Here is a 12,945-nt window from a genome sequence, read left to right as displayed (position 1 = left end):
CTGCGCATAAAAAAGCCCACATCAGAGATGCGGGCAAGGGGATGTGCGGAGCAACGCACGATGTCAGGGCAACACGATTCGCTAGAACGGGTATTTAATCAGTCAGCCCGCGTCAGGCGTTCATCTGGCACGTGTCGAACTTCTTGGACAAGGCCTGGGCCGCTGGCAGGGAGGCGAAGGGGCCGCTTATGGGCTCGCCTTCCTGTACCAGGTACCAGCAGGCAAGCAGGCCACACGCTCTGAGCTGGGCTGGAACTGCGCTACCGACTACCGACATGATCTGAACCTTGGTCATAAGTACCTCCATCAATCAATGCCGCTACTCTACGGCGCCCTGCGAGCGAGTGATAATCACTGCTCTCGATAGTGGATATTGATGATAATGGGGTTCGTTGCGGTTATTGCCGTTGCGTGTCCAGGGCTGATCAGTCGACGACCTGATCGAGCATTGCCATCACTTCATGATTGTTCAGAAGACCTTTTTCAACCAGGTTCTGTGCCAGCAAGGACAAAAACTTTGCGCTACGATGGCCTTCCAGACTCTTGAGTTCGGTCAGTGCGCGATACACTTTGTCCGATGTGCACAATCCCTCCGCATGGTGGGGATGCTGAGTCGGCATAGGGGCGTCCTTATTGTTATGAAGGCTGATGTCGTTGAGTAAGCGTTGCTGAAGAGCACCGTACTCACAACGATGACGTCAATAATGACGGACTCAAGCAAACACGCTGTCCCCCCAGCGACCTCCATCGAACTGATGTAGACGCTAAAAAAACAGCCCCGCCTTTTTGGGGGCAGGGCTATTTTTCAGAATGTTACCAGCGCCCAGGGCCGTCACCCCGGTAGCCTCGTTCATCCCTGTCATGACCATAATAGCCATGTGGACGACCGTAGTAGCCTGGCGGTGGGCCGTAATACCCAGGACGATAATAAACCGGGGCTGGAGCCACTACGACCGGCTGGTAGTACACCGGTGGCGGCGGTGCCTGATAGTAAACCGGTTGTGGTGCATAGACCGGTTGCGGTTCCACATAGACTGTCCGGGGTTGGTTGGATGACATCACGGCACCCGCCACGACGGCCCCGACCACGGCGCCTACCACTAGACCTGGACCACCCCAACCTCGCCCGTCTGCTGACGCTTGGCTTGCGATGGCTAGGGCACCTAACAACAAGGCAACCTTGGGGATGTGACGAATCATGAGTATTCCTCGGCTTTCAACCCCGTTGTCGCGAGCCTGCGTTACGCTCAGGCACTGCCACGGGATACTACTAAGACAGCGGTTTCGGAGAAATCTGCGAATCGCGTGAGTAAAGATTGTGTAAGTGTGTCCGGCGGCTATTATCGCGGACTTGGCCGCGTTGGCAAAGGCCATTCTGTGCGCCGCAGGGCGAGGTTATTCAAGCTTTGCCAAACGCTCTTCCAGCGCCGTAATCCGCGCTTCGAGTTCGTCCAGACGCTCTGTCGAGGCCGACCCGCCACCGGCGCGTTCGGGCTGATTTTGTCGGGCCGCGAGAATAGCCTCGATGTCTTCCGGGTCACCGAGTGAGTGCATATATCGATCTTCACGCTGGCCGGATTGACGCGGCAACAACGTCGCCAGCCCTCGGGCGATCAAGCGTTCCAGTTGATGGGCGACTTGCTCGATATCTTCAAAGTCGTGCATGCGGTTGCTTCGAGTGAGCAATTCATTGACCGTTTGCGGGCCTCGCAGGAACAACAAACCACTCAAGATAACTTGTGCAGGCACTAATTCCAGGGCTTTATCAGCGCGATGCTCCCAGCGATCAGCACGGCTGCCCATCACCAACCGTGTTAAGCCACGGCCTTCGAGGGCGCGTAGACTTTGGCCGACCTGGCCCTGAGTCAGGCTCGTCACCGGTTCGCGGCTGGTTTTTTGATTGCAGGCAGTGACCAGCGCATTAAGGGTCAAGGGATAGGTTTCGGGGTTGGTGGCCTTTTTTTCGATCAGGCAGCCGAGGATGCGAACTTCCACATTGTTGAGTTGCAGCTTATCGGCGGAGTCGGTAGACACGGGCTCGGTAGACATGGCGCTTTCCCTGGGCGTTTGAAGGCAACTAGCCTAGGGGCTCAGTGATATAAAAGACAAGCCGCTTTCGTGCGCCCTCCATGACTATAATCACGTCACCTTCAATTCAGGATCTGCCATGACTATTTCCTTGTACGCCGCTTCCGTCCCGGTTTTCAAACAAATGCTCACTGCTTTGAGTGACGTACTGGCCAAGGCTGAAGCCCATGCCACTTCAAAAAACATTGAACCTGACGCCTTGCTGCAAGCTCGCCTGTTCCCGGACATGTTCCAACTAATCCGTCAGGTACAAATCGCAGCTGATTTCGCCAAAGGCGTATCCGCCCGTCTGGCGGGTATAGAGCCACCGAAGTTTGACGACACCGAAAAAACCTTCGCCGACCTGCAAGCCTTGATCGCCAAGACCCTGGCCTTCATCGGTAGCATCAGCCCTGAGCTAATCAATGGCCAGGAAGGTCGCGAGATCGTCACGCGTCAGGGCACTCCTAAAGAGAAGCGCTTCGACGCTCAGACCTACCTGTTGGGTTATGGTCTGCCGCAGTTCTTCTTCCACATCACCACGACCTACGCCATCCTGCGCCACAACGGCGTTGAAGTCGGCAAGCGCGATTACATGGGCGCGTACTGATTCGTTGAGCGACCTGTTGGATTGACGCCAAGCCGTTGCACGAGATGTTTCGTGCAGCGGCTTTTTTATGCCCCGTGTCACGTGTAGATGTATTTACTGACAGATCGGTCCTTATGGCTTGATCTGCTTCGTTGTTCTGGAGTGTTCATGTTGTTGCCTATTTTGCTGTTGTCGGCTGCCGGTTTTACGGTACTGACCACAGAGTTCATCATCGTCGGCCTGTTGCCTGCGATAGCCCGTGACCTGGATATCTCGGTGTCTCAGGCCGGTTTGTTGGTGACGTTGTTTGCTTTCACCGTGGCCGCTTTCGGGCCCTTCCTCACGGCGTATTTTTCGCGCTTTGAGCGCAAACGTCTGTTTATCACCATTTTGATCATGTTCGGTTTTTCCAACCTGTTGGCGGCATTGGCACCCAACATTGCCGTGATGGCGGTGGCGCGACTGATTCCCGCGCTCGGGCTGCCAGTGTTTTGGGCGCTGGCCAGTGAGACAGCAGTGGATATTGTGGGTCCGGAATACGCCGGGCGAGCCATTTCAAAGATTGGTTTCGGCATCGTCTGTGCGACGGTATTCGGCATTCCGGTCGGGACATTGATTTCTGATGCCTGGGGGTGGCGTAGCGCGTTCGCCATCCTGGCGGTGGTAGCGTTCGCCAAAGCATTGCTGTTGTTGATCTACCTGCCCACGACGAATAAGCACAAAGAGCCGGTTTCATTGCTCGCGCAGTTCAAGATTTTACGTAGCCCATTGATGCTCGGTCATGTGCTGTTGTCGGTGCTGGTGTTCAGTGGCATGTTCACAGCCTATACCTATCTGGCGGACATGCTGGAACGTCTGGCCGGGTTCAATGGCACGGTGGTGGGCTGGTGTCTGATGGGATTTGGCGCGGTCGGCTTGCTGGGTAACTCGTTGGGTGGGCGCATGGTTGACCACCACCCATTGATTGCCAGCCTGTTCTTCAGTGCGTTCATGATCACCGGCATGGTGGCCGTGGTGCCTAGCATGCATTCGACGCTTGGTCTTGGTCTGGCGTTAGCCGTCTGGGGCATCACGCAGGCAGCGTTGTTCCTCGTCAGCCACGTTCGGTTGATGAAGGCGGCTCCCCATGCGCCCGCTTTTGCGGCTTCGTTGAACATTGCCGGGGCGAATCTGGGGATTGGCATTGGCGCGATCATCGGTGGGCAGGTAATCGACAACTTCGGTCTGGGCAGTCTGGGGGTTGCGGCGGCGGGGATTATCCTGCTGTCGATTCTGCTGGCGCTGCTGTTGATGTCCGCCAAGCCCGTACCTGTTTGGGCTTAATCAGACTGGATGAATAATCCGCGTCGAGCGCCCTCGGTAATGGCAACAATGCCTGGGTGCTTGACCTTGCGTTCGACTGAGATCGCGTAGAAAGACTCGGTTACGGCGTTGGTCTGACCGATCATTTGCACCCCGTACTGCACCTGAACTTCATCGGCAATCACGCTCGGGGCGATGAAAATCCCACTGCCGGATTTTCCGAAAGCCTTCATCAGCGCGCTGTCGTCGAACTCGCCGATAATCCGTGGTTGCACATTTTGCTCGGCAAACCAACGCATGAGGCGGTTGCGGATTACGGTTTCCTGTCCCGGAATCAATAGTGGCGCGCCTTGCAAGCCGTGAGGGAAATTCGGCCCATAGCGCTTGGCCAGCGCCTGAGTCGCGAAAAAGCTGATCCCGCATTCGCCCAGCTTCTGGCTATAGCCTTTGATGTCCATGTGCGAAGGCATTGGACTGTCGGAGATCACAAGGTCCAAGCGCTGAATGGCCAGATCGGCCAGCAAGCGCTCAAGTTTGTCTTCGCGGCAGGTGATGCGGATTGGCTCGGCCAGCTGCATGGTCGGCGAAATCAGGCGGTACACAATCGACTTGGGCACCACATCTGCAACCCCGATGCGAAACAGGATTTGCTGCTCATTGGGCTGGGCGCGAAGCAGCGCTTCCAGTTCACCTCCAAGCTGAAACATTTGCTCGGCATAGGGCAGGGTAAGGCGACCTGCCTCTGTTAACTCCAATTGCCTACCCACCCGGCGAAACAAGTCGATACCGAAGGTTTGCTCCAGCAAACTGATCTGTCCGCTGATGGTCTGCGGCGTCAGGTTCAACTGCTCGCTAGCCCTTACGATGCTGCCGGTTTTGGCCACGACCCAGAAGTAATGCAGCTGTCGATAATTAAGCATGAGCAGCCCGATTCGTAAAAACCGAAGTATACACGGTAAAAATACGAATTTTTCTGATGTGTTTGTCTCCCTAGAATGCAGCGCAATCGCCGGGTCTACTTACGCCCCGGAAATTCATTCAATTTTTCAGCCTGAATCAGGGTTCACTCACATGGAATATCTATTACAACTGGCTGCAAGCCCTACCGCCTGGATCGCTTTGGCGACGCTGGTGGTGATGGAAATCGTGCTGGGCATCGATAACCTGATCTTCATCTCGATCCTGACCAACAAGCTGCCAGAGCATCAACGTGCCAAAGCTCGGCGTCTGGGGATCGGCATGGCCCTGTTCCTGCGTCTGGGCTTGCTCAGCACCATCGCCTATATCGTGCAATTGACTGAGCCGGTGATCGAGCTGTTTGGGCAGGTGTTCTCCTGGAAAGACATGATTCTGATTGCCGGTGGTCTGTTCCTGTTGTGGAAAGCGACTACCGAAATTCACCACAACGTCGAAGCCAGGCATGAAGACGAGAAGGCGGCCTCTTCAGGCGTCACACTAGGCTTGGCTGCCGCCATCGGCCAGATTTTGATACTCGATATGGTGTTTTCCATCGACAGCATCATCACTGCCGTGGGCATGACCGAACACTTGCCAATCATGGTCATCGCTGTGGTGGCTGCCGTTGTGGTAATGCTGGTCGCTGCAGAGCCGTTGGCCAAGTTCATCAATGACAATCCGACCGTGGTGATGCTGGCGCTGGGCTTCTTGATCATGATCGGCATGACACTGATCGCCGAGGGCTTTGGTGCGCACGTTCCGAAGGGCTATGTCTACGCGGCGATGACGTTCTCAGCGGTAATCGAAGGTCTGAATATGCTGTCGCGCAGGTCGAAGCTCAAGGCGAAGTCGAAGGCCGTGGCTGTCTGAGAGTGAGGGTTTGTTGCGGGTGAAGTTCAAGGGGCGGTGTGGAGTTTTCCATTACCGGCCTTTTTCAACGCAAGCGGAAGGAGTTTGAAGTGGAGTGATCGTGCCGGGGCTCGATATTCACAGGGTTTTCGTGTTCGATTTCACGGTGATGATGCCGTCGAGAAATGCGCATCACCCCCCACAGCATGGCTGCGGCGACTGCCAGCCAAGCGGCTATCAGCATTGCAATTGTTATTTCCGGGCCCATACGTGCCTCTGCTGTTTTCAGCGTCTCTGTGCATCTGAGTGACAGTCTAGTACTGCGCATGTTTCCAACAATTGACTAATGGTCTGCAATGCATGATCGATTTGATCTATGTAAGGCAAAAGTCCGCACTAAATGAACTATGCTGAAGGCTTGAGCCGACCTATGATCAGGGTCCGAGCCGGGTCGCGGATTGCCCGGCGCTTGTTGAAGTGAGTGAAAATGCTGCTGGTATTACCTCGAATTCTTGCCGCTCGCTCGAAGCGGATGTACCTGGCCCTTGCCCTTCTATCGACCCTGACTGCCTGCGCTGGCAGCGTGGCCCCTGGGATCCAGCGTTTACCTGATCGGGTTGAGCTCAATTCGGTACCGTTCTTCAAAGGCAACGTTTACCAAAGCGGGCCAGGGGTATTGGCCAGCATGTTGTCGCAACAAGGGGTGATTATCACGCCTGGATTGCTGGACAAGCCCCTGCATTTGCCAGGTGGCGAAGCCAAGCTCGAGCAAAATATGCAGGCCGTGGCGCGTGGGTACGGATTTATGGTCTATCCCCTCGATGGGGAATTACAGGACCTGCTGACTCAGGTGTCGGCGGGATACCCCGTCATGCTGCGTTACACCGATGGCTCGGCCTGGTGGGCGGAGCCCCGTTACGCGGTGCTGATAGGCTACAACCGCAACAAACAGACGGTCCTGCTGCACTCGGGCATGAACCGTCGTCAGTTGATGAGTTTCAGCAGATTTACTTCTGCCTGGAAAGACGCAGGCAGTTGGGCTGTACTGGTGCAAGGTCCACGGCAGATCCCGGCGCAAGTCGACCAGCCGCGCTGGCTGAACGCGGCGAATGATTTGACCCAGGCTGGACAAGCGCAAGCGGCAGGCGAAGCGACCAAGGCATTAAAGGCGCGATAAATAGCACCGACTGAAATAATAAAACGGCGCCCTCGGCGCCGTTTTTATTGGAAGGCTGCTCAAAAGCCAAACTTGTCCCGCAGGGCGTAGTACCAAGCGCCCAGCGCCGTCAACGGTGTACGCAACAACTGGCCGCCAGGGAAGGGATAGTGGGGCAGGTCGGCAAAGGCATCAAAACGCTCTGCCTGCCCACGCAACGCTTCGGCCAATACCTTGCCGGCCAGGTGGGTATAGGTCACACCGTGACCGCTACAGCCTTGCGAGTAATAGATGTTGTCGCCCAGACGACCGACTTGTGGCAAACGCGACAGCGTCAGCAGGAAATTTCCGGTCCAGGCGTAATCAATTATTACGTCCTTAAGCTGCGGAAAGGCTTTAAGCATCTTCGGCCGGATGATCGCTTCAATATTGGCCGGGTCCCGCGCGCCGTACACCACGCCGCCGCCAAAAATAAGGCGTTTGTCAGCGGACAGTCGATAGTAGTCGAGCAGGTAATTACAGTCTTCAACACAATAGTCCTGCGGCAACAGCGTCCTCGCCAGCGCCTCACCCAGCGGCTCGGTGGTGATCACCTGAGTACCGCAAGGCATCGACTTGGCCGCCAGCTCCGGCACCAGATTACCCAGGTAAGCGTTGCCGGCTACGATGACAAACCTGGCTCGGACTCGACCGTGTTCGGTATACACGACTGGATTGGCGCCGCGCTCGATTCGAATCGCCGCCGACTGCTCATGAATCACACCGCCCAGCGACTCCACCGCAGCAGCCTCACCCAACGCGAGGTTCAAGGGATGGACATGACCGCCGCTCATGTCGAGCATGCCGCCGATATACTCATCACAGGCCACCACCTCGCGAATACGGCGCTTGTCCATCAGTTCCAGCTGAGTGTGTCCGTATCGCTCCCAGAGCTTCTTCTGTGCTTCCAGGTGGCCCATCTGCTTGTTGGTGATGGCTGCAAACACGCCGCCATCCTTCAGGTCGCATTGAATCTGATACTTGGCCACCCGATCACGAATGATCGCGGCACCTTCAAATGCCATTTGCCCCAGCAGTTGCGCCTGCTTGGGCCCGACTGTTCGCTCGATCACGTCGATGTCGCGGCTATAGCTGTTGACGAGCTGTCCGCCATTACGCCCCGATGCACCAAAGCCGACTTTGGCAGCCTCAAGCACCGTCACACGAAACCCGTGCTCCAGCAAAAACAGCGCACTGGAAAGCCCGGTATAACCTGCGCCAATCACGCAGACATCGGTTTCCACCTCACCTTCCAGTCGAGGGCGCTCAGGCACCGCGTTCGCAGACGCTGCGTAATAAGACTGTGGGTAAGGAGTGTTCGCCATCCTGCAACCTCTGTTTTATATTTTTTACGGATGCCGAGATGCTACCTGAGAAAAAAAACCTCGACCAGTGAGCGGTGAGATCACAGGCAGAGGACGATCCGTAAAAAATACGCATATTCATGGAGTTAGCGCGAAAAAGGTGTTGACACGAATCCATATATCCGTAGAATGCCGACCCACAGCAGGCGCGTAGCTCAGTTGGTTAGAGCACCACCTTGACATGGTGGGGGTCGCTGGTTCGAGTCCAGTCGCGCCTACCAAACAAAATCCGCTCCTGCTGGCGGTCTAGAAGGGTCAACCGAAAGGTTGGCCCTTTTTTGTTGTTGGCGTTTGGAAAAACTTTGGAAATATTTTGGAAAAACGAACCAGCGGTATCAGTATTTCAAGTCTGCTCCGACGGTCTGGTATTCGATAGTCTTCTCGGTGTGTCCCTCCTGATAATGCCGCGTCATCTTCGCATCCGAATGCCCTAGACGTGCCTGGACGTATTCCTCAGGAAACTCTTGCTGCTCGTAAAGCCATGAGCCCAAAGCGCGAACTTCGTGGAAAGTGGGTCGCTCAGCCGGCCCAATGTGATCGTAAGCATGCGCGGCGTCTCTTGCCTTGGTGAACTCCTTGGTCAGATAGTCAGGCGTGACTGATGACCAATGCTCCTTGGCTTCCACTTGTTCGCGCCGCCGGGACTTCGTTTTGTAATGGATGAGAAATGGAGAGACGATAGGAGATCGTAGGCACTCCAGTACAACCTCCCTCAACGACTGCCCCATTACAATTTCAAGGTGTATCGGGTTTTCGTAACCTTGGGTTTTACCGGGGGATATACGTGGCTCACGCGGGTGCGCTGCTTGTACGCAAGCTCGCTCGGCTCGTCTTTGTCGATCCAGACACCAGCGAATATCGATGGGGCAATTTCTACCAGGCGCTTGCTGAGCTTCTTCTCGATGCGGGCCTTCATCACTGCAATCCCGAGTAGATGCGCCATGCCATTCAGGCGAGGGCGATCACGGTGTCACTACCCAAGCAGCACGTCCTCGGCATCATTGAAGCTTTGAACCAGCTTCAGGATCGCCTTAGCCTTAGCCTCAACGCCAGCCTCGCTCAATGGAGAATCCTTCGACTCTCTCCAATCCTGATTCGATCAAACGCCCGGTTTAATGCGTCCAAGGCGTCGAGGAGAGCTTTCGCCTCAGCCTCTCGACCATCTCCCCAAAGGCGTTCCGCCATTTTGTTCAGGGCCTGGATAGAGCGCTCAATTTCAGCAGCAGTCGCTGCAACTTTACTTTCCGGTTGTTTCTTCGGCATTCAGTAACCCTTCTGCAGGGTATTGCTTTGTCTTTCAATTTTTAGCGCGAATACGTCGCCCACCAAAATGCTTGGGCTAGGATCGCGAGCTATTCAGCCTTCCCCCGCACAATCCTTCCCGCCTTCACCTCATCCGCAAGCGCCGCCAGCCGATCTGCTTCCTCATATAGCTTCGCAATTAGCTTTAGCGCAGCGACAACATCGGCATCCCCGCAGCTCTTGGTAATTTCGAGTACTTCAGACGCTGCCTGCTCCAGGCTCAGCGCTGCGTCTTTGAGTTCGCGATTCAGCTCTTGCGTTGGTCTGTTGAGTCCCATTTCGACCTCCTACAAATCCCCAGCGCGCCAACTACTCAGCCTTGCCCTGATCCTCGCTGCCCTTTTCGGCGGCATCAGCAAGAGCCCTCAGTTGGGAGGAGGTGTAAAGAAGTTGGTTTATCAGGTCTGTTGATTCTGTATCAATTAACCCTTCAGCTTTCCTTCGCTCGCTCAAGCCTTTTGCAGAAAACTCGAACTCTTCCGCGAGCCTAGAAAGCTCGGAAATCATGTGTACTCTGGCAATCTCGGTGCTCACAACCACGCTCCTGATTTTACAAATCGCCACACCGCTCGCGCTTATTTGAACAGGGCGCGCTGCCATTGGTGTTCGCCGATGATAGCTATAGGGGAGCCGGCTTGGCGTAGCTCTGCAGCTTTCATGATTTTCACCCCATAATTACTGTGACGCCACTGCTCATTCCCGATACTTCCGACAACCAGAGAGTGGATTTTCTTGCTAACGCCACCTCCAATAATTCCGCCGCGCTCCTCTACCAGTGTCTGACAGTCTTTCCGTGGACCGTAGCCCCCGGTGTCAGGCTAGTTGTCGCCTGAGCTGATTTATCAAAACGATAGATCGGGGGCGCCAAAGAGAGCTGTAATGTCGAGCTATTCACCTGAGCGTAAAGCGGCCCTTATCAACAAATTGCTGCCGCCTCAAAACATGTCCGTGGCCGAGTTGTCGCGTCAAGAAGGCATCTCTCAAGCCACCCTGTATGCTTGGCGAACCAAGCTCAAAGCAGGAGGCGCAGTGGTGCCCGGAGATAAAAGCAGTGCCGATAACTGGTCGGCTGAAGCCAAGTTCGCAGCGGTGTTGCACACGGCCACGTTGAGCGAGATCGAGCTTAGCGAATACTGTCGCAGCAAGGGTTTGTACCCCGAGCAAATCGGCGCTTGGCGACAGGCCTGCATCAGTGGCCAGCTAACAGCCCAGGCACAGCGCCAGGCCGAGCGAGAACAGGCGCGCGCCGACAAAAAACGCATCGCCGAGTTGGAGCGTGAACTGCGGCGCAAGGACAAGGCGCTCGCAGAAACCGCCGCGATTCTGGTGCTGCGAAAAAAGATGAATGCCTTCTGGGGAAACGACAGCGAGGACGTCTGACCTCGCTGCCAGAACGGCAACAACTCGTTGAACGTTTTAACCAAGCCGTTGCTTCTGGTGCACGCAAAACTATTGCCAGCGCGGAGATCGGGCTGTCGCTGCGCAGCCTGCAACGCTGGGCGCTGACGCCTGTGATGCAGGCCGACGTGCGCACCACCACGTCACGTCCGCGACCACTTAATGCCCTGAGTGAACAGGAGCGTTGCGCTATTTTAGAGGTCTGCAACAGTCCGCCATTCGTCAGCCTGCCGCCCAGCCAGATCGTCCCGATACTGGCCGATCAAGGTCGTTATCTGGCCTCAGAGGCAACCTTTTACCGCGTCCTGAAGGAAGCTGATCAGCAGCACCGACGTGGCCGCAGCCATGCACCGCACAAGCATGCTGCGCCGACAACTCACAGCGCAACCACAGCCAATAAGGTCTGGTCTTGGGACATCACCTACTTGCCATCGCCAGTGCGTGGGAAGTACTACTATCTGTATTTGATCGAGGACATCTACAGCCGAAAGGCCGTGGGCTGGGAAGTTTACGAGCAAGAAAGTGGCGAGCTGGCGGCCGAACTGATGCAGCGCACCGTGCTCACCGAACGCTGCGCCGGACGGCCCCTAGTGCTGCACTCGGACAACGGTGCACCGATGAAATCGGTGACGTTGCTGAGCAAACTGTACGAACTCGGCATCACCCCGTCACGCGGACGACCACGGGTGAGTAACGATAATCCCTACTCAGAATCGCTGTTTAGAACCCTGAAATATTGCCCGCAATGGCCTCCTGGTGGTTTTGCAGATTTGGACGCGGCACGCAGCTGGGTGCGCGATTTTATCCGCTGGTACAACCACCAACACCGCCACAGCCGCATCCGCTTCGTGACCCCGGCGCAGCGTCATCGAGGAGATGATCAAGAGATCTTGGCCAAGCGTCATGCCCTGTATCAGCAAGCTCGTAATCAACATCCACATCGCTGGTCAGGTGCGACACGCAATTGGCAGCCCATCGGCGCGGTCACACTCAATCCGGAAAGGGAGTTACCGACACTGAAAATAGCCGCATAAAACACAGCTGACGCGACAACTACCTTGCAAAACGCCGGTAGGCGCGGCGTTCAGGGAACGACCTAGATACCCATGCAGCATCTCACTACGAACCCTATACCGTTATAGGTGCTCCATTTCTTGGCTGCTCAACTGATCTGATATGTGCAGTTATTATTGCATTCAAATGGATATTTATTTTCTCTTGGTTAATCCAAATGGATATTGATCAGTGATGTCATTGCGCCACTATAATGGCGCCATTGTTATATCCAAGGGAATGGCGTTGATGAATCTGGGCATGCGATTAAAACTCGAGCGTGAAGCGTGTAGCCTGACCCAGAGCGCCGTTGCTGCCATTGGTGGCATACAACCCAATGCGCAATTACTCTATGAAAGCGGAATGAGGTGTCCGAGGGCTGACTACCTGAGCCGATTGTCTACTACGGCTATCGATGTGCTGTTCGTCGTGACGGGCAAACGAACGCCGTATGCTGTTGCTGAACTTTCTGTTGATGAATATGCACTTATTAAGTTTTTACGGACTGCGGACTTTTCCGATAAACACGCCGTAGAATATATTATAAATAGATTAGCCGTGACCTTGCGAAATAAGAGTCATGACTAATTTTAAGTTTCACATGTTCCTGGTGTTATTGGCTGGGTCGTTCCTGGCTTTGCTGTGGGCTATGGCCAATTTCCTTTAGAAACCCTCAGAACTGACTTCAAGGTCAGCGATGGGGCTCATTGATGGCTTTATGCGTTGGCGACACGGATTCAGATGCCCCGAACAGCATATCGGGCGTGGGCATCATGTTTCCGGCGCTTTGGATCTGTGTCATGCGCTTACAATAACCTTTTCCGAGTGCCTATAAAAAATAGGGGTTGTGTTCGGTCGGCAGAACGCCG

18 protein-coding genes, 1 tRNA gene and 1 pseudogene are annotated in these 12,945 nt (G+C 55.2%); 7 read left to right on the top strand and 13 right to left on the bottom strand.

Annotated elements, in window-relative coordinates; all coding sequences use genetic code 11:
• Window positions 1-112 precede the first annotated feature (112 nt).
• From RGU44_RS09855 to RGU44_RS09840, 4 genes are all read right to left on the bottom strand, one after another.
• Complete coding sequence (locus tag RGU44_RS09855; RefSeq protein WP_322178644.1) at window positions 113-295, bottom strand: hypothetical protein; 183 nt, start codon at window positions 293-295, stop codon at window positions 113-115.
• A 130-nt stretch (window positions 296-425) separates the two neighbouring features.
• Window positions 426-620 (bottom strand): hypothetical protein, encoded by a 195-nt coding sequence (locus tag RGU44_RS09850; protein WP_322178645.1) that lies wholly within the window; start codon window positions 618-620, stop codon window positions 426-428.
• Window positions 621-813: 193 nt separating this feature from the next.
• The gene (locus RGU44_RS09845) at window positions 814-1,200 is read right to left on the bottom strand and encodes a hypothetical protein (protein ID WP_322178646.1); all 387 of its coding nucleotides are present in this window, start codon (window positions 1,198-1,200) and stop codon (window positions 814-816) included.
• A gap of 195 nt (window positions 1,201-1,395) precedes the next feature.
• Entirely contained in the window at window positions 1,396-2,049 is a 654-nt protein-coding gene (locus tag RGU44_RS09840; RefSeq protein ID WP_322216929.1) for a YceH family protein, read from the bottom strand.
• Between the two features lie 118 nt (window positions 2,050-2,167).
• On the opposite strand from RGU44_RS09840, the gene RGU44_RS09835 reads away from it, so the two are divergent.
• Window positions 2,168-2,677, top strand: a complete 510-nt coding sequence (locus RGU44_RS09835) for a DUF1993 domain-containing protein (protein WP_322178648.1) — start codon at window positions 2,168-2,170, stop codon at window positions 2,675-2,677.
• A 147-nt stretch (window positions 2,678-2,824) separates the two neighbouring features.
• Window positions 2,825-3,979: an MFS transporter gene (locus RGU44_RS09830; protein WP_322216927.1), complete on the top strand. Its 1,155-nt coding sequence runs from the start codon at window positions 2,825-2,827 to the stop codon at window positions 3,977-3,979.
• Here the strand turns inward: RGU44_RS09830 and nhaR are convergent.
• Window positions 3,976-4,878 carry a transcriptional activator NhaR gene (nhaR, locus tag RGU44_RS09825; RefSeq protein WP_322216925.1) on the bottom strand — a complete coding sequence of 301 codons (903 nt, stop codon included), beginning with the start codon at window positions 4,876-4,878 and terminating at the stop codon, window positions 3,976-3,978. The genes RGU44_RS09830 and nhaR overlap by 4 nt on opposite strands.
• A 151-nt stretch (window positions 4,879-5,029) precedes the next feature.
• Here nhaR and RGU44_RS09820 point away from each other — a divergent pair, with 151 nt between their 5' ends.
• Complete coding sequence (locus RGU44_RS09820; RefSeq protein ID WP_322216923.1) at window positions 5,030-5,785, top strand: TerC family protein; 756 nt, start codon at window positions 5,030-5,032, stop codon at window positions 5,783-5,785.
• A gap of 64 nt (window positions 5,786-5,849) precedes the next feature.
• On the opposite strand, the gene RGU44_RS09815 is transcribed toward RGU44_RS09820, so the two are convergent.
• On the bottom strand, window positions 5,850-6,032 hold the full coding sequence (locus RGU44_RS09815; protein ID WP_322216921.1) for a hypothetical protein: 183 nt from the start codon (window positions 6,030-6,032) through the stop codon (window positions 5,850-5,852).
• Between the two features lie 219 nt (window positions 6,033-6,251).
• Between RGU44_RS09815 and RGU44_RS09810 the strand changes: the two genes are divergently transcribed.
• A complete protein-coding gene (locus RGU44_RS09810; protein WP_322216917.1) occupies window positions 6,252-6,941 on the top strand; it encodes a PA2778 family cysteine peptidase in 690 nt (229 codons plus the stop codon).
• Window positions 6,942-7,000: 59 nt separating this feature from the next.
• Here the strand turns inward: RGU44_RS09810 and RGU44_RS09805 are convergent, their stop codons facing one another.
• Window positions 7,001-8,284, bottom strand: a complete 1,284-nt coding sequence (locus RGU44_RS09805; protein WP_322216915.1) for an FAD-binding oxidoreductase — start codon at window positions 8,282-8,284, stop codon at window positions 7,001-7,003.
• A 183-nt stretch (window positions 8,285-8,467) separates the two neighbouring features.
• Between RGU44_RS09805 and RGU44_RS09800 the strand changes: the two genes are divergently transcribed.
• A tRNA-Val gene (locus RGU44_RS09800) sits at window positions 8,468-8,544 on the top strand.
• 114 nt (window positions 8,545-8,658) lie between these two features.
• Here the strand turns inward: RGU44_RS09800 and RGU44_RS09795 are convergent.
• From RGU44_RS09795 to RGU44_RS09770, 6 genes and pseudogenes are all read right to left on the bottom strand, one after another.
• Window positions 8,659-8,949, bottom strand: coding sequence for a tyrosine-type recombinase/integrase (locus RGU44_RS09795; RefSeq protein WP_322178655.1), 291 nt, complete (start codon window positions 8,947-8,949; stop codon window positions 8,659-8,661).
• 101 nt (window positions 8,950-9,050) lie between these two features.
• Window positions 9,051-9,239, bottom strand: coding sequence for a hypothetical protein (locus RGU44_RS09790; protein ID WP_322178656.1), 189 nt, complete (start codon window positions 9,237-9,239; stop codon window positions 9,051-9,053).
• Between the two features lie 143 nt (window positions 9,240-9,382).
• Window positions 9,383-9,586 carry a hypothetical protein gene (locus RGU44_RS09785; RefSeq protein ID WP_322216910.1) on the bottom strand — a complete coding sequence of 68 codons (204 nt, stop codon included), beginning with the start codon at window positions 9,584-9,586 and terminating at the stop codon, window positions 9,383-9,385.
• Between the two features lie 89 nt (window positions 9,587-9,675).
• Complete coding sequence (locus tag RGU44_RS09780; protein WP_219062022.1) at window positions 9,676-9,903, bottom strand: hypothetical protein; 228 nt, start codon at window positions 9,901-9,903, stop codon at window positions 9,676-9,678.
• 31 nt (window positions 9,904-9,934) lie between these two features.
• Entirely contained in the window at window positions 9,935-10,159 is a 225-nt protein-coding gene (locus tag RGU44_RS09775) for a hypothetical protein (protein WP_322216908.1), read from the bottom strand.
• Window positions 10,160-10,200: 41 nt separating this feature from the next.
• Window positions 10,201-10,428, bottom strand: a pseudogene (locus RGU44_RS09770) (NAD-dependent DNA ligase); the annotation flags it as partial.
• A gap of 76 nt (window positions 10,429-10,504) precedes the next feature.
• Between RGU44_RS09770 and RGU44_RS09765 the strand changes: the two are divergent.
• Together RGU44_RS09765 and RGU44_RS09760 are read left to right on the top strand one after the other, a co-directional pair.
• Window positions 10,505-12,057 (top strand): IS3-like element ISPpu4 family transposase gene (locus RGU44_RS09765; protein WP_250690811.1). Its coding sequence is split into 2 segments (ribosomal slippage): window positions 10,505-10,967 and window positions 10,967-12,057, totalling 1,554 coding nucleotides; the frame shifts between segments, so codons are not numbered across the junction.
• A 214-nt stretch (window positions 12,058-12,271) separates the two neighbouring features.
• The gene (locus RGU44_RS09760; protein ID WP_322216906.1) at window positions 12,272-12,664 is read left to right on the top strand and encodes a helix-turn-helix transcriptional regulator; all 393 of its coding nucleotides are present in this window, start codon (window positions 12,272-12,274) and stop codon (window positions 12,662-12,664) included.
• Window positions 12,665-12,945 lie beyond the last annotated feature (281 nt).

This window comes from Pseudomonas sp. 5C2, assembly GCF_034314155.1.
Classification (GTDB): domain Bacteria; phylum Pseudomonadota; class Gammaproteobacteria; order Pseudomonadales; family Pseudomonadaceae; genus Aquipseudomonas.
Note: the sequence above shows the minus strand (reverse complement) of the source record. Positions and strands in the feature narration are given on the sequence as shown.

Excerpts from the sequence above, each read along its gene's own strand:
- RGU44_RS09855 (WP_322178644.1), bottom strand. The coding sequence starts at position 295 with ATGACCAAGGTTCAGATCATGTCGGTAGTCGGTAGCGCAGTTCCAGCC.
- RGU44_RS09850 (WP_322178645.1), bottom strand. The coding sequence starts at position 620 with ATGCCGACTCAGCATCCCCACCATGCGGAGGGATTGTGCACATCGGAC.
- RGU44_RS09845 (WP_322178646.1), bottom strand. The coding sequence starts at position 1,200 with ATGATTCGTCACATCCCCAAGGTTGCCTTGTTGTTAGGTGCCCTAGCC.
- RGU44_RS09840 (WP_322216929.1), bottom strand. The coding sequence starts at position 2,049 with ATGTCTACCGAGCCCGTGTCTACCGACTCCGCCGATAAGCTGCAACTC.
- RGU44_RS09835 (WP_322178648.1), top strand. The coding sequence starts at position 2,168 with ATGACTATTTCCTTGTACGCCGCTTCCGTCCCGGTTTTCAAACAAATG.
- RGU44_RS09830 (WP_322216927.1), top strand. The coding sequence starts at position 2,825 with ATGTTGTTGCCTATTTTGCTGTTGTCGGCTGCCGGTTTTACGGTACTG.
- nhaR (WP_322216925.1), bottom strand. The coding sequence starts at position 4,878 with ATGCTTAATTATCGACAGCTGCATTACTTCTGGGTCGTGGCCAAAACC.
- RGU44_RS09820 (WP_322216923.1), top strand. The coding sequence starts at position 5,030 with ATGGAATATCTATTACAACTGGCTGCAAGCCCTACCGCCTGGATCGCT.
- RGU44_RS09815 (WP_322216921.1), bottom strand. The coding sequence starts at position 6,032 with ATGGGCCCGGAAATAACAATTGCAATGCTGATAGCCGCTTGGCTGGCA.
- RGU44_RS09810 (WP_322216917.1), top strand. The coding sequence starts at position 6,252 with ATGCTGCTGGTATTACCTCGAATTCTTGCCGCTCGCTCGAAGCGGATG.
- RGU44_RS09805 (WP_322216915.1), bottom strand. The coding sequence starts at position 8,284 with ATGGCGAACACTCCTTACCCACAGTCTTATTACGCAGCGTCTGCGAAC.
- RGU44_RS09790 (WP_322178656.1), bottom strand. The coding sequence starts at position 9,239 with ATGAAGGCCCGCATCGAGAAGAAGCTCAGCAAGCGCCTGGTAGAAATT.
- RGU44_RS09785 (WP_322216910.1), bottom strand. The coding sequence starts at position 9,586 with ATGCCGAAGAAACAACCGGAAAGTAAAGTTGCAGCGACTGCTGCTGAA.
- RGU44_RS09780 (WP_219062022.1), bottom strand. The coding sequence starts at position 9,903 with ATGGGACTCAACAGACCAACGCAAGAGCTGAATCGCGAACTCAAAGAC.
- RGU44_RS09760 (WP_322216906.1), top strand. The coding sequence starts at position 12,272 with ATGTCATTGCGCCACTATAATGGCGCCATTGTTATATCCAAGGGAATG.